The sequence below is a fragment of the Streptomyces sp. Da 82-17 genome (assembly GCF_046098215.1).
Classification (GTDB): domain Bacteria; phylum Actinomycetota; class Actinomycetes; order Streptomycetales; family Streptomycetaceae; genus Streptomyces.
Genome location: NZ_JBJURH010000004.1, coordinates 331,854 through 348,560, shown reverse-complemented (window position 1 = coordinate 348,560; position 16,707 = coordinate 331,854). Strand labels below are relative to the sequence as shown.

Here is a 16,707-nt window from a genome sequence, read left to right as displayed (position 1 = left end):
ACGCCCCAGTGATTGCCTACGAGCAGCTCTACCACCTGGACATTTCCGGCATCAAGGGCGCGGTCGACGCGTGGACCGAGTTCATCCGCCGCTACGAGCGCATGGGCCAGGCCTACGAGGACGAGGTCGTCGCCAACTTCGACCGGGCCGGCTGGACCAGCATGGACGGCACCTCCATGTTCGCCCGCGCCCAGATCGCCGCCGCCCAGAAGGAGTTCGGCGACGCGGTGACCGAGGCCAAGGGCCTGCGTGCCGTACTGGAGGACGCGCACGACGAGTTGAAGGCGTACAAGTCCGAACTGCACGCGCTCCGCGAGGAGGCCGCGAAGGACGGCGTGCTGATCAGCGGCACCGGCCAGGTCAGCCTGAAGGACCCCGACCCGGAGGGCGACAAGCCGCTGGAGATCGCCGGTCCGCTCTCGCCGCCCGGCATGACCCCCAACCGGCTCAAGGTCGAGGCCTGGGAGGCGCGGATCAAGGTGGTCCTCGTCAAGGCCACCGACGCCGACATCTCCGCGGCCACCGCCCTCAAGCGGAACACCGGCAAGGGCGGCAAGGAGGGCTTCAACGACAAGACCGTGAAGTCCGTCGACCAGGACGAGGCGCAGCGCTCCGCGAAGCTCCTGGAGAAGTACGAGAAGGGCGAGAAGCTCTCCCCCGCCGAGCTCAAGGAGCTGGAGCGGGTGATGCGGCACAACGAGAAGGACCCGCAGTTCAGCCGCATGCTCCTGAACGACCTCGGCCCCGAGGCCACCCTGCGCCTCCAGGAGGACCTGGAGAAGGAGCGGGCCGGCGACGGCGCGAACAAGGAGCGGTACGCCAACATCCAGAACTCGCTGGCCAACAGCGTGGGCGCCGCCAACCAGGACAAGCAGTTCTCCGACAAGTGGCGTGCGGACATGCGGGAGTTGGGCACCAAGCGCCCGGACGGCGACGCCTCGGGCCCGTACGGCTACCAGTCGCTGACCGAGCTCCTCAAGCACGGCGACAAGGGCGCGTACCCGCCGCACATGACGACGGGCCTGACCGACGACATCATCGCGGCGGAGAAGAAGGACCCGGAGATCTGGGACGAGAGCCAGCGGGTCGACCCGGGGGACGACGCGAAGAAGCAGGAGATCGTCGACCCGGTCGACAACATGCTGAACGTCATGAGCGGCGACCCGGACACCGCCACCCGCTACCTGGACCCGAAGGCCGACGGCGGCAAGGACCGCCTGGACTACCTGCTCGGCGGCGACAAGGACACCCCGGGCAGGCACTGGCCGAACGTCCACGTCAGCGAGATGACGCAGGGCGGCGGCGGCCCCATCGGCGGCACCGAGCTGGACAGCTGGGACGAGGACCCCACCAACTCCCGCACAGGCTTCGCCAACGCCCTGGAGGCGGCCACCACCGGCGTCAAGCCCGGCGAGGAGAAGATCGACTACGGGCCGCACTCCGAGGGCGAGGCCCGGGTCATGCAGCGCACGATCGAGCTCCTGGACCAGGACGCCAAGGGCGACGAGGTCCACGAGAACATGCAGCGCCCGCTGGCCCGCGCCCTGTCCGACTACACCGCGGACACCCACGACATCATCGCGGGCAGCAAGGACGCGTACGACAACGACGGCGGCCGCAAGGACATCATCGGCAGCGGCGACAACGCGCACATCGCCAACAAGGAGGCCAGCGTCATCCGCGTCCTGCGCGGCGTCTCCGACGACCCGGAGAACTACGCGCAGATCTACGAGGCCGAGCGGTTCTACGCGGCCGAGACGATGGACCGCGCGCCGAAGGAGCCCGGCAACAACAACGAGAACTGGAACGTCCCCGCACGCGACGCGGGCAACGTCCTCGGCGCGTACAACGCGATCGGCTCCGACGCGTACCTCGACCAGCGGGACGAGAAGAAGCAGTGGGCCGACGACGTGGCGAAGGCCAGGTACCACGAGTACGGCATGCCGATCACCGCGGTGCCGTACGTCGGTGACGCCGCGCAGCGCATGCTCGACCAGACGACGTACGACTGGTCCAAGGACGTCAAGGCCGAGGCCGACCTCGCGGGCAAGGAGGCCACCAACGACGAGAAGGCCAAGGGCAGCGCCGGCACCAAGGACCTGATCGACCAGTGGGTGACGGACCGCAACCAGCACGGCGGCGACATCTCGTCCACCACCGAGCGGGACATGAAGCAGGAGGCCGAGACCAGCTACCTGGTCCACCGCGGCTCGGCCCTGGCCGCGCTGCGCGGCGAGTACTGAGCCGCTCCGTGGAGTGACCGGTGGAATACCCGGTGCGGGCGGGCGAGTTGAAGGTTCCGACGGACCTGACACCGACCGCCCGCACCTAGGGAGTCCCCATGGCACTGTCCCCTGACGAGCGCGAGAAGTTCCTGGCCGAGCCGCACATCGGCGCGCTCTCGGTGGCCGAGGAGGGCAGGGCGCCGCTGACCCTGCCGATCTGGTACCAGTACGCGCCGGGCGGCGACCTGTGGGTGATGACCGGCACCGACAGCAAGAAGGGCCGCCTGATCGCCGCGGCCGGCCGCTTCTCCCTGATGGTCGACCGCGTGGAGCCCACGATCCGGTACGTGTCGGTGGAGGGCCCCGTGGTGCGTACGGAGAAGGCCACGACGGAGCAGCTCCGCGAGATCACCGCCCGCTATCTGGACGCCGACAAGGTCGACGCGTACGTGGCGTACGCGGAGGCCAACCACGGCGAGAACACGGTGTTCCACCTGCGCCCGGAGCGCTGGTACTCGGCGGACCTCGGGGAGGTCTGAGGCGGCCTGTACGGGGGCCGAGGCGGGACAATCGCCGTATGAGCGAAGCCATCTCACGCGAACCGGGACCCGGCGCCTTCGCGGCCCTGCTGCGGCAGCAGCGTGTCTGGGACGTCGACCTGCCGCGCTTCGACCCGGACGCGGCGCCCGCCGAGCCGACGGCACTGTTCCACGACTGGTTCGCGGACGCCTGCGCCGCGGGCCAGGTCGAGCCGCACACGATGCAGCTGGCCACGGTCGACGCGGACGGCGGGCCCGACGTCCGCACGCTGATGCTGCACGGCGCCGCCGACGGCGTCTGGCACTTCGCCTCGCACTCCGGCAGCCGCAAGGGCCGCCAGCTCGCCGCGCACCCGCGGGCCGCCCTGCACTTCTACTGGGCGGCCCGCGGCCGGCAGATCCGGATCCGCGGCACGGTGACGACGGCGACGGCCGCCGAGTCGAGCGCCGACCTGCACGCCCGCTCCACCGGCGCCCTCGCCGCGGCGCTCACCGGCCGCCAGAGCGAACCCCTCGCGTCCCTCGCGAAGCTGGCGTCGGCGTCCACGGCCGCCTGGGACCGGGCCCGCCGCGAACCGGACGCCGAGGTCCCGACCTGGACGCTGTACGAACTCGCCGCGGAGGAAGCCGAGTTCTTCCAGGGCGAGGCCCACCGACAACACGTACGCCTGCGGTACCGGCGGGCGGGCGGGCGGTGGGAGAGGGGGTTGCTCTGGCCTTGAGCGGCGGGGCGCCGGGCAGGGCGTCCTGCAGGCGTTCTCACCGGTCGCCGTCGTGCCCCAGGCGGCCCTCGGTGCCGAAGAAGGCGTCGGCCTCCCCGCGCATCTCCCCGCTGTCGGCGGGAGGGAGCCTGCGGGCGCGCGCCACCAGCTCCTCCGCGGTCAGCTCGCGGCGATGCGTGGCAGCCCCGGGTCCGGCAGAGGATGACGCCGACCCGTCCGAGGCCAGCCGCGCGTGCAGGTGGGCGTCCTGGAAGGTGCCGTCGGCGTTGCGGTGGGCTTCGCGGAGGGTGCCCTCGTACGGGAAGCCGCAGCGTTCGGCGACGCGGCAGGACGCGGTGTTGCCGACGGAGTGGTCGAGGGCGAGGCGGTGCAGGCCGAGGCCGAAGGCCCAGTCGGCGACGAGGGCGAGGCCGCGTGCGGCGACGCCGCGGCCGCGGGCCTCGGGCAGCACCCAGTAGCCGACGGTGGCGGAACGGTTCGGCCAGTACGGGGAGTTGAGGCTGAGGTTGCCGAGCACGGTGCCGTCGGCCGCGTCCGTCACGCAGAACGCGGCGGCCGTGCCCGCGTCCCACAGCGCGGCCCGGTCCCGCAGGGCGCGGCGGGCCGACTCCAGGTCGTCGACGTGGTGCAGCGGGTTGTTCCAGCGCTGGAACTCGGGGTCCGAGACGCCCCGCAGATAGGCCGCCGGGTCGCCGTCGATGCCCACGTCCCAGGGGCGCAGCCGCAGGCCGCCGCCGTGCAGCTCGGTCCTCTTCAGCCGGTTCGTCACCCGGCCATTCAACCGCGCGGCCGTCAGGCACGCGGCCGGAACACCGGCACGGCCACACCCTCCGCCTCCGTACGGAACGTCACGCTCAGCGCCATGCCGATCCGCAGCCGCTCCTCGGGGCAGTCCACGACCTCGGTCATCATCCGCGGGCCCTCGGCGAGGTCGACGACGGCGGCGACGTAGGGCGTGCGCCCGCCGAAGGGCGGCAGGTCGTTGCGGTGCACGACGGACCAGGTGTAGAGCGTCGCGGCCCCCTCGGCCTCGACCCACTCGACGTCGGTGCCGTTCCAGCAGTACGGGCAGAACTCGCGCGGGTAGTGGTGCGTACGCCCGCACGCCCCGCACCGGCGCAGCAGCAGCTTCCCGTCGGCGGCGGCGTCCCAGTAGGCCTGGGTGAAGGGGTCGGGTTCGGGGAGGTCGAAGCGCGCGGAAGCCGTGGGCCCGGTGGTCGTCACAGGAAAAGTCCCATCGCGGAGTCGAGCGACCAGGTCTGCCAGGACATGCCGAGGAGCGCGACGAGGGAGATCAGCGCCATCATCGCGTTCTGCCCCTGCTCGGCCCAGTCGTGGATCATCAGGACGAGGTAGAGGAGGTTGAGGAGCAGCCCGCCGACCAGCGCGACCGGGGTGAGGAATCCGCTGATCAGGCCGAGTCCGAGGGCGAGTTCGGCGTGGACGACGACGTACGCCATGAGCCTGGGCCGGGGTGCGACCACCGTCTCGAAGCCGCTCTTCACGGCCGGCCACTTGTGTCGGGCCGCGATGTCGGCGGCCCAGGCGATGCCCGTGCCGTGCTCGAACCAGCTCTTCCTGTCCTTGTGCCGCCAGCTCTCCAGCCACCACAGGCCGAGCCCGATGCGGAGCACGGCGAGCCATTCGGCGCCGCCGATCCAGATCGTCTCCATGTCCCGTCCCCTCATCCATATCTGACGGTACGTCAGTTCTACGGTCGGGGACAGACCCGCGCAAGAGCCCGGCGTACGGGTCCGGGCCCGCCCCCCGTGTGACCATTTCGCAATCGATTCCCGACTTGACCGCGACCCATCAAGCCGGGCTTTCACTACGCTCCGAGGACATGAGCGACGAAACCCCCCGCCCGGCGGCCCCCGCGGACGGCCACCCCGTCTACGTGATCGGCGGCGGCCCCGCCGGACTCGCGGCGGCGGCCGCCCTGCGCGGCCGCGGCGTACGGGCCGTCGTCCTGGAGCGGTCGCCCGCCGTCGCCGACTCCTGGCGCCGCCACTACGACCGCCTCCACCTGCACACCACCCGCCGCCTCTCCGCCCTGCCGGGCCTCAAGATCCCCCGCTCGTACGGGCGTTGGGTCGCGCGTGACGACGTGGTGCGCTACCTGGAGCGGTACGCGGACCACCACGAGCTGGAGATCGTCACCGGCGTCGAGGTGGACCGCGTCGACCGCGCGCCCGACGGCGGCACATGGCTGCTGCGCGCGAGCGGCGGCCGGGAGCTGACCGCGTCGGCGGTCGTCGTCGCCACCGGCCACAACCACACCCCGCGCACACCGGACTGGCCGGGCGCGGAGTCGTACTCCGGGGAGCTGCTGCACGCCTCGGCGTACCGCAACGCCGGGCCGTACGCGGGGCGGGACGTGCTCGTCGTCGGGGTCGGCAACACGGGGGCCGAGATCGCGGTCGACCTCGCGGAGGGCGGGGCGGCGAGCGTACGGCTCGCGGTGCGCACGCCTCCGCACATCGTGCGCCGCTCCACGGCCGGCTGGCCCGCCCAGCGCTCCGGCATCGCCTGCCGCCGCCTGCCGGTGCGGCTCGTCGACCGGGTCGCGGCCGGACTGGCCCGGCTCAGCGTTCCCGACCTGACGGAGTTCGGCCTGCCGCGGCCCTCGGACGGGCTGTACTCGCGGGTGCGGCAGGGGGCGATTCCGGTGCAGGACGTGGGGCTGATCGACGCGGTACGGGGCGGTCGGGTCACTCCGGTCGCGGCGGTCGAGTCCTTCGCGGGCGAGAAGGTCGCGCTGACGGACGGCACGGTGCTCACGCCGGAGGCGGTGATCGCGGCGACGGGATACGACCGGGGGCTCGGACGTCTGGTGGGCCACCTGAACGTCCTGGACCCGGAGGGCCGGCCCCTCCGGACCTCCCCCGAACAGGGCCTGTTCTTCATCGGCTATACGAATCCGATCAGCGGCATGCTGAGGGAGATCGGCAAGGAGTCCCGCCGAGTGGCCCGAGCGGTAACGCGCTGACCCCTGAGGGCTCCGCCCCCGACCCCCCGGCTCCTCAATCGCCGGAGGGGCTATCGGGGGCCTTCTCTCGGCTGTCCCGCGGTTGTGGCTGGTCGCGCAGTTCCCCGCGCCCCTGAAAGGGGCGCGGGGAACTGCGCGAGCAACCACGACGGCGCCGCAGCCGAACGAACACCGCCGGAGGCTTTCGGGAAGGGGCGGGGAGGGGACCCGATCGAGCCCGCAGGGCGAGACGAGTCCCGGCGGCCGCGCCGAGGGGGTGGTTTCGGTCGGATGCAGGGGTCCGGGTCTGGTTCCGAGTGCGGGAGGGAAGGGGGAGGGGGGCACCCCTCCCCCGTATTAGTGCGCGCACAACGGTTCCTGACGGCCCGTCAGCTAGGTAATCTGACAGAGCGTCAGCTCAAAACCGAACCGCGGCACCAAGGAGGCGGGCCCCAGCGATGCTCGGATCGACCCACGGCACCCTCACCACCGACCCCCGCCGCGCCCGCGTAGTGGCCTGCGGCGAGCGCCCCTCGCCCACCGTGCACGGCACCGCAGACGGACGCACCGCCGACGGCCCGGACCTCGACGTCAGCGGCCGCCCCCTGCACGCCGACGTCCCCGACCTGGACCGCTTCTTCCGTCCGGAGTCCGTCGCCGTGGTCGGCGCGTCCGACGCCGAGGGGCGGCCCAACACGGGCATCACGCGGCAGCTGATCGGCTGGGCGGAGCGGGTCGGCGCCCGCCTCCACCCCGTGCACCCGTCCCGCGAGACCGTCTTCGGCCTGCCCTGCGTGCCCTCCGTCGCCGAGTTGCCCGAGCCCGTCGACCTGGCGGTGCTGCTCGTCGCCGACCCGCTGCCCGTGGTCGAGCAACTCGCCGAGGCGAAGGTGAAGTTCGCGGTCGCGTTCGCCTCCGGGTTCGCCGAGACCGGCGCGGAGGGCGCCGAGGCGCAGGCCCGTTTGGTCGCCGCCGTCGAGCGCTCCGGCATCCGCCTGCTGGGCCCCAACACCAACCTCAACGCCTTCGAGGAGTTCCGCGACGACCTGGACGGCCCGGCGATCGCCCTGATCACCCAGTCCGGGCACCAGGGCCGCCCGGTCTTCGCCCTCCAGGAGCTCGGCGTACGCCTGTCGCACTGGGCGCCGACCGGCAACGAGGCCGATCTGGAGACCGCCGACTTCCTCTCGTACTTCGCCGGCCGGCCCGAGGTCGGGGCGATCGCCGCTTACGTGGAAGGGCTGAAGGACGGCCGGTCCTTCCTGCTCGCCGCCGATCACGCGGCCCGGCGCGGGGTGCCGGTGGTCGCGGTCAAGGTGGGGCGTACGGAGACGGGTGCGCGGACGGCCGCCTCGCACACCGGCAAGCTGACCGGCGCGGACGCGGTGGTCGACGCGGCGATGCGGCAGTTCGGCGTGATCCGGGTGGACGGGCTCGACGAACTCCAGGACACGGCAACGCTGTTGGCGCGCGCCCGCAGGCCGAAGGCGGACGGCGTGGCCGTCTACTCCATCTCCGGCGGCACCGGCGCCCACTTCTCCGACCTCGCCACGGAGGCGGGCCTGCACCTGCCGACCCTCTCGCAGGCCAAGCAGGACGAGCTGCACCAGTGGATACCGGAGTATCTGAACGTCGCCAACCCGGTCGACAACGGCGGCCACCCGGTCGGCGACTGGCGCGGCCCGAAGATCATCGACGCGATCCTCGACGACCCGGACGTCGGCGTGCTGATCTGCCCGATCACCGGCCCCTTCCCGCCCATGAGCGACAAGCTCGCCCAGGACCTGGTGGACGCGGCCGAGCGGACCGACAAGCTGGTGTGCGTCGTCTGGGGCTCGCCCGTCGGCACGGAGGCCGCGTACCGCGAGACGCTGCTCGGCTCGTCCCGGGTCGCCACCTTCCGTACGTTCGCCAACTGCATCACGGCCGTACGCGCCTACCTCGACCACCACCGCTTCACCGCCGACTACCGCTCCCCGTTCGCGGACGCGCCGCGCACGCCGTCCCCCTCGTACCGCAAGGCGCAGGCGCTGATGCGGCCCGGGCAGCAGCTGAGCGAGCACGCGGCGAAGCAGCTGCTCCGGGCGTACGGGATCCGGGTGCCGCGCGAGCAGCTCGTGACGAGCGCGGCCGCGGCGGTGCGGGCGGCGGGGCAGGTCGGCTACCCGGTGGTGATGAAGGCGTCCGGCGCGCGCATCGCCCACAAGACCGAACTCGGCCTGGTCAAGGTCGGGTTGACCTCGGCGAGCCAAGTACGGGACGCGTACCGCGAGCTCACGGACATCGCCCGGTACGAGGGCATCGACCTGGACGGGGTGCTGGTCTGCCAGATGGTCGAGCGGGGCGTCGAGATGGTCGTCGGCGTGACCCAGGACCCGCTGTTCGGTCCGACGGTCACGGTGGGGCTCGGCGGGGCCCTGGTCGAGGTCCTGCGGGACGCGGCGGTACGGGTGCCACCCTTCGGCGAGGACCAGGCGCGGGCGATGCTGGCGGAGTTGCGGGGGCGGGCGCTGCTGGACGGGGTACGGGGCGGGCCGCCGGTCGATGTGGACGCCCTGGTGGAGGTGGTGCTGCGGGTGCAGCGGATGGCGCTCGAACTCGGGGACGAGCTGGCCGAGTTGGACATCAACCCGTTGATGGTGCTGCCGCGGGGGCAGGGGGCGGTGGCGCTGGACGCGCTGGCGCTGTGCCGCTGAACTCTCTCCCCGGGGCTCCGCCCCGGACCTGCCCGAAAGCCTCCGGCGGTGTTCGTTCGCCTGCCCCGCCGTCGTGGTTGCTCGCGCAGTTCCCCGCGCCCCTGTCGGGGCACGTCGATCCAGCCCCTCCGGCGTTTGAGGAGCGGGGTCCGGGGCGGAGCCCTCGGAGCTGTCCGCTGAGGACTTTCGGGAAGGGGCGGGGAGGGGATCAAGCCCGCCGCAGGCGCACACCACCCGCACCCGACCACCGACAGGAGCCACCCGTGGCCGACAAGGACATCCTGCACACCACCACCGACGGCATCCGCTGGATCACCCTCAACCGCCCCGCCGCCATGAACGCCGTCACCTGGGAGCAGCGGGAGGAGATCATCGGTCTCCTCGACGACGCCTCCGCCGCCCCGGACGTCCGCGCCGTCGTCGTCTCCGCCACCGGCAAGGGCTTCTGCGCGGGCGCGGACCTGCGGGGCGGGTCCGCGGCCGGGGAGCGTGTCGCCGGGGACGTCGCCCGGACCATCCGCCGCGGCGCGCAGCGCTTCATCGCGGCCGTGCTGGACTGCGAGAAGCCGGTGATCGCCGCCGTGAACGGCACGGCCGCCGGCATCGGCGCCCACCTGGCCCTGGCCTGCGACCTGGTCATCGCCGCCGAAGAGGCCCGGTTCATCGAGGTGTTCGTGCGGCGCGGGCTCGTACCGGACGGCGGCGGCGCCTACCTGCTGCCGCGGCTGGTCGGCCCGCAGCGCGCCAAGGAGCTGATGTTCTTCGGGGACGCGGTGAGCGCGGCGGAGGCGGAACGGCTGGGGTTGGTCAACCGGGTCGTGCCGGCGGGCGAGTTGGAGAGGACGGCGCGCGCCTGGGCCGAGCGGCTCGCGCAGGGCCCGACGCGCGCCCTCGCCCTGACCAAGCAGCTGGTCAACGCCTCCCTGGACGGCGACCGCGCCGCGGCCTTCGCGGCGGAGGCGGCGGCGCAGGAGATCAACATGACGACCGCCGACGCGGGGGAGGGTGTGGCGAGCTTCGTGGAGCGGCGGAGCCCGGAGTTCCGGGGCCGGTGACCGGTGACCGGTGACCGGTGACCGGTATGTGCGACGTCATGAGGTACGCGCACACCTTCCCATCTGACGCCCCGTCAGTTTCAATGAGTACCGTGATGGGACACGCAGGGATGGCCGAGACCGCCGTCCGATACCTCAGGTCCGTCGGCGCCGCCACGGTCGCCGAGCCCGTACCCGCGCACCCGCGGCCCGAGCTGCGCGCCGTCCGCGCGGACGAGCGGCCGCCGGTCGACTCCGGCGAGTTCCGGCGCGTGCTCGGCCACTTCGCCTCCGGCGTCACCGTGATCACCGCGCGGGACGCGGACGGTCCGGCGGGCTTCGCCTGCCAGTCCTTCGCCTCGCTCTCCCTCGACCCGCCACTGATCGCGTTCATGGTCGCCCGTACGTCGACGACCTGGCCGCGGATCGCCCGCGCGGGCGCGTTCTGCGTGAACGTACTGGGCGCGGACCAGGGCGAGTTGTGCCGGGGCTTCGCGGTGAGCGGCGCCGACAAGTTCGCGGGCGTCGGCCACGGCCCGGCCCCGGTGTCCGGCGCGCCCCTGCTCACCGGCGTACCGGCGTGGCTGGACTGCACGATCCACGCGGTGCACACCGGCGGCGACCATCTGATCGTGGTCGGCCGGGTGGACGCCCTCGACGCGGTGGCGGAGGGCGGCGAGCCGCTGCTGTTCCACCGCGGGACGTTCGGCGGGTTCCGGCCCGGCCCGTGACTCAGGCCCGCCTGCGGATCACCATCGCCATCAGCGCCGCCGCCGCGCACAGCGCCCCCGACGCGTACCAGACCACGTCGTACGAGCCGAACACGTCCCGGGCGACGCCGCCGAGGAAGGCGACGAGGGCCGCGCCAACCTGGTGCGAGGCGAGGACCCAGCCGAAGACGATGGCCGAGTCGTCGCCGTAGTGCTCGCGGCAGAGGGCGAGCGTGGGCGGGACGGTGGCGACCCAGTCGAGGCCGTAGAAGACGATGAAGAACAGCATCGGCGGGCGCACGTCCGGCGCGAGCAGCATCGGCAGGAACAGCAGGGAGACGCCGCGCAGCGCGTAGTACGCGCCGAGGAGGCGGCGGGAGTCGAAGCGGTCGGTGAGCCAGCCGGAGAAGATCGTGCCGACGACGTCGAAGACGCCGATCACCGCGAGCAGCGAGGCGGCGGCCGTGATCGGCATGCCGTGGTCGTGCGCCGCGGGCACGAAGTGGGTCTGGATCAGGCCGTTGGTGGAGGCGCCGCAGATCGCGAAGGTGCCGGCGAGCAGCCAGAACGGGCCGGTGCGGGCCGCCTTGAAGAGCACGGTCACCGCACGCCGCGCGGCCCCCGGGACGGGCGGCGGCTTGGGCACGAACTCCTTGGCCCCGTACGGCGCGAGGCCCACGTCGGCCGGGTGGTCGCGGAGCAGCAGCCAGACGAACGGGACGACGGCGAGGGCGGTCAGGGCGACCGTGATCGACGGGGGCCGCCAGTCCTGGTTCTTCTCCACCATCCAGGAGAGCAGCGGCAGGAAGATCAGCTGGCCGGAGGCGCTCGCCGCGGTGAGGATGCCGGTGACGAGGCCGCGCCGCTCGGTGAACCAGCGGTTGGTGACCGTGGCGGCGAAGGCGAGGGCCATCGAGCCGGAGCCGAGGCCGATCAGGAACCCCCAGTAGAGGACGAGCTGCCAAGGGGCGGTCATCCACACGGCGAGCCCGGAGCCGAGAGCGATCACGGTGAGGGCGACGGCGACGACGCGGCGGATGCCGAAGCGGTCCATCAGGGCGGCGGCGAACGGCGCGGTCAGCCCGTACAGGGCGAGGTTCACGGAGACGGCGAAGCCGATCGTGCCGCGCGACCAGCCGAACTCCTGGTGCAGCGGGTCGATCAGGATGCCCGGCAGGGAGCGGAAGGCGGCGGCGCCGATGATCGTCACGAACGCGACGGCGGCGACGAACCAGGCGCGGTGGATGCGGCGGGCCGGGGGTGCGGGGGCGGACTTCGGGGAGGTGTCGGCTGCGGTCGTCTGAGTCACGTGCACCAGCGTGCAGGCCGCGATCATGACAATCGAGTGGCCCGAAGGACAGCCTTCGCTAGAATCGGGCCATGGCTGTCGCGCCGGAAGCCCCGCCCCGCCCGCACCGTGTCGTGGTCCTGGCCCTGGACGGGCTGCTCCCCTTCGAGCTGGGCATCCCGCACCGCATCTTCGACCGCGCCAAGGACGCCGAGGGCTCCCGGCTGTACGACACGTCGACCTGCTCGATCCGCCCGCCGGGCCCGGTCCGCACCGACTCCGACTTCTCGATCCTGGTCGAGCACGGCCCTGAGGCGCTGGCCACGGCGGACACGGTGGTCGTCCCGGCGTCGTACGAGATGGGCCCGGTGTACGAGGAGGGGCGGCTGACCGACGAGCTGGCCGCCGCGCTCGCGCACATCCGCCCCGGCACCCGGCTCGTGGCGATCTGCACGGGCGGGTTCGTGCTGGCCGCGGCCGGCTGGCTCGACGGGCGCCGCGCGACCACGCACTGGGCGTCGGCCGAGCACTTCCAGCGGGTGTTCCCGCGGGTCGAGGTGGACGCGGACGTGCTGTTCATCGACGACGGGGACGTGCTGACCTCGGCCGGGGTGGCCGCGGGCATCGACCTGTGCCTGCACATCGTGCGCCGCGACCACGGCTCGGCCGTCGCGAACGAGGTCGCCCGCCGCACCGTCGTCCCGCCGCACCGCGACGGCGGCCAGGCGCAGTACATCCAACGGCCCGTCCCCGAAGCCCAGTTGGCGACCACGACGGCCGCCCGCGCCTGGGCGCTCGGCCGCCTGCACGAGCCGATCCAGCTGCGGGACATGGCCGAGCAGGAGTCGATGTCGGTGCGCACGTTCACGCGCAGGTTCCGCGAGGAGGTCGGCGTCAGCCCCGGCCAGTGGCTCACCCGGCAGCGCGTCGAACGCGCCCGGCACCTCCTGGAGTCCACGGAGCTGTCCATGGACCAGGTCGCCCGGGACGCCGGCTTCGGCACGGCCCAGTCGATGCGCCAGCACGTCCAGTCAGCCCTCGGCGTCACACCGACCGCTTACCGGCGCACGTTCCGGGCCCGGGCCTCCGCCTGACGCCACCTCGGTCGTACGCCGCTCCGCGCCGCGCCGGGTCGCCCGCTCCCCCGCCGCCCCGACGACGGTCAGGACGAGGGTGAGGCCGACCCCGGCGAGGATCGCCGCGTCCGGCTCGACGACCTTCAACAGCACCCCGGAGAGGCTGCCCGCGGCGGCATAACCCGCGCCCACGGCCGCGTACATGACGGAGTATCCGGCGGCGAGCGCCTCGGCGGGCAGGACGCGGCGGAGCTGCAGGTTCCGGGTGAGCATCGCCCCCGCCTGCAGCACCCCGGCGACCAGCAGCCCCACACCCATCCACAGCGCCGACGGCAGTACGGCGACCAGCGCCACGCACGCCGACACGGTGAGCAGCAGCACCAGCGACTGCACCGGGAGCCGCCCCGGCCAGGCGTCCCGCAGCCCGTACAGGAACGAGCCGATCCCGGAGCCGATCGCGAACCCGGCGAGCAGCGGGCCCGCGAGGGCGAGCGGGATGCCGCGGTGTTCGAGAAGCGCGGGCAGGATCAGCTCGGCGAGCCCGAGGAGGGACAGGGACGCGGCGCCGGTGACGTACACGGGCCAGGCCCGCGCGAGCACCCGCAGCGGCGAACTGCCGCCCGCCTCCTTGCCGGAGCCGCTCTCCGCGCGCCAGCCGGCGGGCAGCGCCCACAGCCCGGCCACGGACGCGGCCATCAGCAACGCGGCGAGCAGCAGCGGGAGTCGGGCCGCGACGCCGAGCGCGAGCCCGGTCGCGGCGGCCGGGCTCGCGGCCCACACGGCGAACGTCAGCATCGACTCGGCGCTCAGCGCCTGGGTGACGGCCCGCTCCGGTACGAGGGAGGTGAGCAGCGCCCGCAGCCCGCCGGGGGCGCCCGCGGGGGCGGCGCCCGCGAGGAACGCGAACCCGGCGAGCACCGCCGGATGCGCCCCCGGGAACATCCCGAGCCCGGCGAACGCGGCGGCGCCCGCCGCGAGGCCCGCCGCGAGTTGGGGGCGGGCCCGGCCGGGGTCGAGGCGCATGCCGAGCAGCGGCGCCCCGACGATCTCGCCGAGCACGTACGCGGCGGCGAGCAGCGCGCCCAGCGTGTATCCGCCGGGCCGCTCGCGGACGAGCAGCACCAGTGCGAGCGGCGCCATCGCCACCGGCATCCGCGCCCCCACGGCGACGGCGCCCCAGGTCAGCACGGGTCGGGTCAGGATCGGTCGGTACGCGCGCAGGGACATGCGGCGAAGGTAGCGGCCACGCGCCGGGCCCCGGCAACCGAATTCCGCGGCCCGTGCTCGTGCTCGTACCCGCACTCAGAACGTGAGCACGCCCCGGGCCACCTTCCCCGCGTGCAGGTCGTCGGCGGCGCGCCGGAAGTCGGCGACGGGGTAGGTCGCCGAGACCAGCTCGTCGAGGAGCAGTTCGCCCTTCAGGTACAGCTCGGCGTACAGGGCCATGTCGCGCTGCGGGCGGCTGGAGCCGTAGCGGCAGCCGAGGATGGACTTGTCCAGGAACATCGCCGCGGGCAGGAACGACGCCTCGGCCTTCGGCGCGGTCATGCCGAGGAGGACCGCCTGGCCGTGCCGGTCGAGGAGGTCGACGGCCTGCCGGATCAGCGCGGTGCTGCCCACGCACTCGAAGGCGTGGTCGACGCCGGTCGGCAGGATCTCGCGCACGGCGGCCGGTACGTCGTCCGTGGCCGACGCGTCGACGAAGTGCGTAGCCCCGAACTGCCGGGCGGCGGCCTCCTTCGCGGGGTTCGCGTCGACGGCGACGAGCGTGCCGGCCCCGGCGAGGCGGGCTCCCTGCAGCACGTTCAGGCCGATGCCGCCCGCGCCGATCACGAGGACACTGTCGCCCCGCTCGACCCGGGCCCGGTTCAGCACGGCGCCCACTCCGGTGACGACGCCGCAGCCCATGAGCGCGGCCGAGGTCAGCGGGACCTCCTTGGGGATCTTCACCGCCTGTACGGCCTTGACGAGGGTGCGCTCGGCGAACGCGGAGTTCGCGGCGAACTGGTACAGCGGCTCCCCGCCCCGCGTGAACGGCCGCTCCGGGTGCCCGATCGCGCGCCGGCACATCGTGGGGCGGCCCCGGTCGCAGTCCGCGCAGGCGCCGCAGCCGGCGAGCGTGGACAGCGCGACGTGGTCGCCGGGTACGACGTGCACGACGCCGGGGCCGACGGACTCCACGACGCCGGCGCCTTCGTGGCCGAGGACGACGGGGACGGGGAACGGGATGGTGCCGTCGACGACCGAGAGGTCGCTGTGGCAGAGGCCTGCGGCGGCGATCCGCACGCCGACTTCCCCGGGACCGGGGTCCCGGACCTCCAGGTCTTCGACGACGAGCGTCTCCTGCCCGTCGAACACGACACCTCTCACGACTGGCCCCTTCCCCTCAACTCGGTGTGTCTGCCCCGCTGTTCGTTCGGCTGCGGCTTTCGTCGTGGGCGGTCGCGCAGTTCCCCGCGCCCCTGTCGGGGCCCGTGTCGTGCCCTACGCGTTGGGTCGTTCCCCCGTCGCCGCCGCTCGGGCCATCTCCTCCAGGCGGGCCAGCATCGGCATCGGGTCCACGCCCACCGTCCCGGGCAGGAACTCGGCCACCTTCTCGGGCGTCCAGGACCCCTCCGCGTACCCGGCGCGCAGCTCCCGCGGCTGGGCCCAGACGGCGATCTTCGGGCCGGCGATCGTGTAGACCTGCCCGGTGATCCGCTCGGCGGCGGCCCGTTCGCTCAGCAGGTAGACGACGAGGGCCGCCACGTCCTCCGGCTCGCCGATCTCCGTCAGCTCCATCGGCACGTTCGCGGACATCCGGGTACGCGCGACGGGTGCGACGGCGTTCGCGGTCACCCCGTACTTGTGCAGGCCGAGCGCCGCGCTCCGGACGAGGGAGATGATCCCGCCCTTCGCCGCCGAGTAGTTGGCCTGGGCGACGGACCCCTGGTGGTTGCCGGACGTGAAGCCGATCAGGGTCCCGCTCCCCTGCCGCCGCATCACCGCCGACGCGGCCCGGAACACGGTGAACGTGCCCTTCAGATGGGTGGCGACGACCGGGTCCCACTCCTCCTCGGACATGTTGAACAGCATCCGCTCGCGCAGGATCCCGGCGACGCACACGACCCCGTCGATCCGCCCGTACTCGGCGAGCGCCACGTCGACGATCCGCTGGCCGCCCGCCATCGTCGAGATGTCGTCGGCGACGGCGACGGCCTCGCCGCCCGCGGCCACGATCTCCTTGACCACCGACTCGGCGACCTCGCTGGTCGGTTCGCCGCCCTCGATCGAGACGCCGTAGTCGTTGACGATCACTTTCGCGCCCTCGGCGGCCGCGGCGATCGCGACCGCCCGGCCGATGCCGCGCCCGGCCCCGGTGACGGCGACGACCTTGCCTGCCAAGAAGTTCCCCACGTCCGGCCCCTTCCCGCGGTTTCTGACGGACCGTTAGATTCTATGGGCCATCA

General features: G+C 73.2%; 15 protein-coding genes. 8 read left to right on the top strand and 7 right to left on the bottom strand.

The features are described 5' to 3' along the window. Positions 1-8: 8 nt before the first annotated feature. The 3 genes from ACIDOF_RS09340 (at position 9) to ACIDOF_RS09330 (ending at position 3,486) form a co-directional block, all read left to right on the top strand. On the top strand, positions 9-2,243 hold the full coding sequence (locus ACIDOF_RS09340; protein WP_409005260.1) for a hypothetical protein: 2,235 nt from the start codon (positions 9-11) through the stop codon (positions 2,241-2,243). Positions 2,244-2,341: 98 nt separating this feature from the next. Next, entirely contained in the window at positions 2,342-2,764 is a 423-nt protein-coding gene (locus ACIDOF_RS09335) for a pyridoxamine 5'-phosphate oxidase family protein (protein WP_409005259.1), read from the top strand. 38 nt (positions 2,765-2,802) lie between these two features. Next, positions 2,803-3,486 (top strand): pyridoxal 5'-phosphate synthase, encoded by a 684-nt coding sequence (locus tag ACIDOF_RS09330; protein WP_409005258.1) that lies wholly within the window; start codon positions 2,803-2,805, stop codon positions 3,484-3,486. 37 nt (positions 3,487-3,523) lie between these two features. On the opposite strand, the gene ACIDOF_RS09325 is transcribed toward ACIDOF_RS09330, so the two are convergent. From ACIDOF_RS09325 to ACIDOF_RS09315, 3 genes are read right to left on the bottom strand one after another with little or no spacing between them, the layout of a single operon-like run. Beyond that, positions 3,524-4,255: a GNAT family N-acetyltransferase gene (locus tag ACIDOF_RS09325; RefSeq protein ID WP_409005257.1), complete on the bottom strand. Its 732-nt coding sequence runs from the start codon at positions 4,253-4,255 to the stop codon at positions 3,524-3,526. Between the two features lie 23 nt (positions 4,256-4,278). Continuing rightward, on the bottom strand, positions 4,279-4,710 hold the full coding sequence (locus tag ACIDOF_RS09320) for a Zn-ribbon domain-containing OB-fold protein (RefSeq protein WP_409005256.1): 432 nt from the start codon (positions 4,708-4,710) through the stop codon (positions 4,279-4,281). Continuing rightward, a complete protein-coding gene (locus ACIDOF_RS09315; RefSeq protein WP_409005255.1) occupies positions 4,707-5,159 on the bottom strand; it encodes a DoxX family protein in 453 nt (150 codons plus the stop codon). The genes ACIDOF_RS09320 and ACIDOF_RS09315 overlap by 4 nt, the downstream gene beginning before the upstream one ends. A gap of 170 nt (positions 5,160-5,329) precedes the next feature. Between ACIDOF_RS09315 and ACIDOF_RS09310 the strand changes: the two genes are divergently transcribed. From ACIDOF_RS09310 to ACIDOF_RS09295, 4 genes are all read left to right on the top strand, one after another. Beyond that, positions 5,330-6,475 carry a flavin-containing monooxygenase gene (locus ACIDOF_RS09310; protein ID WP_409005254.1) on the top strand — a complete coding sequence of 382 codons (1,146 nt, stop codon included), beginning with the start codon at positions 5,330-5,332 and terminating at the stop codon, positions 6,473-6,475. Positions 6,476-6,912: 437 nt separating this feature from the next. Continuing rightward, positions 6,913-9,150: an acetate--CoA ligase family protein gene (locus ACIDOF_RS09305; protein ID WP_409005253.1), complete on the top strand. Its 2,238-nt coding sequence runs from the start codon at positions 6,913-6,915 to the stop codon at positions 9,148-9,150. A gap of 335 nt (positions 9,151-9,485) precedes the next feature. Beyond that, on the top strand, positions 9,486-10,205 hold the full coding sequence (locus tag ACIDOF_RS09300) for an enoyl-CoA hydratase/isomerase family protein (RefSeq protein ID WP_409005361.1): 720 nt from the start codon (positions 9,486-9,488) through the stop codon (positions 10,203-10,205). A 110-nt stretch (positions 10,206-10,315) separates the two neighbouring features. Further along, positions 10,316-10,915: a flavin reductase family protein gene (locus ACIDOF_RS09295; protein WP_409005360.1), complete on the top strand. Its 600-nt coding sequence runs from the start codon at positions 10,316-10,318 to the stop codon at positions 10,913-10,915. Position 10,916: 1 nt separating this feature from the next. Here ACIDOF_RS09295 and ACIDOF_RS09290 read toward each other — a convergent pair whose 3' ends face one another. Beyond that, the gene (locus ACIDOF_RS09290; RefSeq protein WP_409005252.1) at positions 10,917-12,203 is read right to left on the bottom strand and encodes an MFS transporter; all 1,287 of its coding nucleotides are present in this window, start codon (positions 12,201-12,203) and stop codon (positions 10,917-10,919) included. Positions 12,204-12,274: 71 nt separating this feature from the next. On the opposite strand from ACIDOF_RS09290, the gene ACIDOF_RS09285 reads away from it, so the two are divergent. Then, positions 12,275-13,276, top strand: a complete 1,002-nt coding sequence (locus ACIDOF_RS09285; RefSeq protein ID WP_409005251.1) for a GlxA family transcriptional regulator — start codon at positions 12,275-12,277, stop codon at positions 13,274-13,276. Here ACIDOF_RS09285 and ACIDOF_RS09280 read toward each other — a convergent pair. The 3 genes from ACIDOF_RS09280 to ACIDOF_RS09270 all read right to left on the bottom strand — a co-directional run bounded on the left by ACIDOF_RS09280 (position 13,214) and on the right by ACIDOF_RS09270 (position 16,654). Beyond that, positions 13,214-14,485, bottom strand: coding sequence for an MFS transporter (locus ACIDOF_RS09280; RefSeq protein WP_409005250.1), 1,272 nt, complete (start codon positions 14,483-14,485; stop codon positions 13,214-13,216). The genes ACIDOF_RS09285 and ACIDOF_RS09280 overlap by 63 nt on opposite strands. A 75-nt stretch (positions 14,486-14,560) precedes the next feature. Beyond that, positions 14,561-15,628 (bottom strand): Zn-dependent alcohol dehydrogenase, encoded by a 1,068-nt coding sequence (locus tag ACIDOF_RS09275; protein WP_409005249.1) that lies wholly within the window; start codon positions 15,626-15,628, stop codon positions 14,561-14,563. Positions 15,629-15,742: 114 nt separating this feature from the next. Next, entirely contained in the window at positions 15,743-16,654 is a 912-nt protein-coding gene (locus ACIDOF_RS09270) for an SDR family NAD(P)-dependent oxidoreductase (protein ID WP_409005248.1), read from the bottom strand. Positions 16,655-16,707: the final 53 nt, after the last annotated feature.

Excerpts from the sequence above, each read along its gene's own strand:
- ACIDOF_RS09305 (WP_409005253.1), top strand. The coding sequence starts at position 6,913 with ATGCTCGGATCGACCCACGGCACCCTCACCACCGACCCCCGCCGCGCC.
- ACIDOF_RS09330 (WP_409005258.1), top strand. The coding sequence starts at position 2,803 with ATGAGCGAAGCCATCTCACGCGAACCGGGACCCGGCGCCTTCGCGGCC.
- ACIDOF_RS09295 (WP_409005360.1), top strand. The coding sequence starts at position 10,316 with ATGGCCGAGACCGCCGTCCGATACCTCAGGTCCGTCGGCGCCGCCACG.
- ACIDOF_RS09315 (WP_409005255.1), bottom strand. The coding sequence starts at position 5,159 with ATGGAGACGATCTGGATCGGCGGCGCCGAATGGCTCGCCGTGCTCCGC.
- ACIDOF_RS09300 (WP_409005361.1), top strand. The coding sequence starts at position 9,486 with ATGAACGCCGTCACCTGGGAGCAGCGGGAGGAGATCATCGGTCTCCTC.
- ACIDOF_RS09310 (WP_409005254.1), top strand. The coding sequence starts at position 5,330 with ATGAGCGACGAAACCCCCCGCCCGGCGGCCCCCGCGGACGGCCACCCC.
- ACIDOF_RS09285 (WP_409005251.1), top strand. The coding sequence starts at position 12,275 with ATGGCTGTCGCGCCGGAAGCCCCGCCCCGCCCGCACCGTGTCGTGGTC.
- ACIDOF_RS09280 (WP_409005250.1), bottom strand. The coding sequence starts at position 14,485 with ATGTCCCTGCGCGCGTACCGACCGATCCTGACCCGACCCGTGCTGACC.
- ACIDOF_RS09335 (WP_409005259.1), top strand. The coding sequence starts at position 2,342 with ATGGCACTGTCCCCTGACGAGCGCGAGAAGTTCCTGGCCGAGCCGCAC.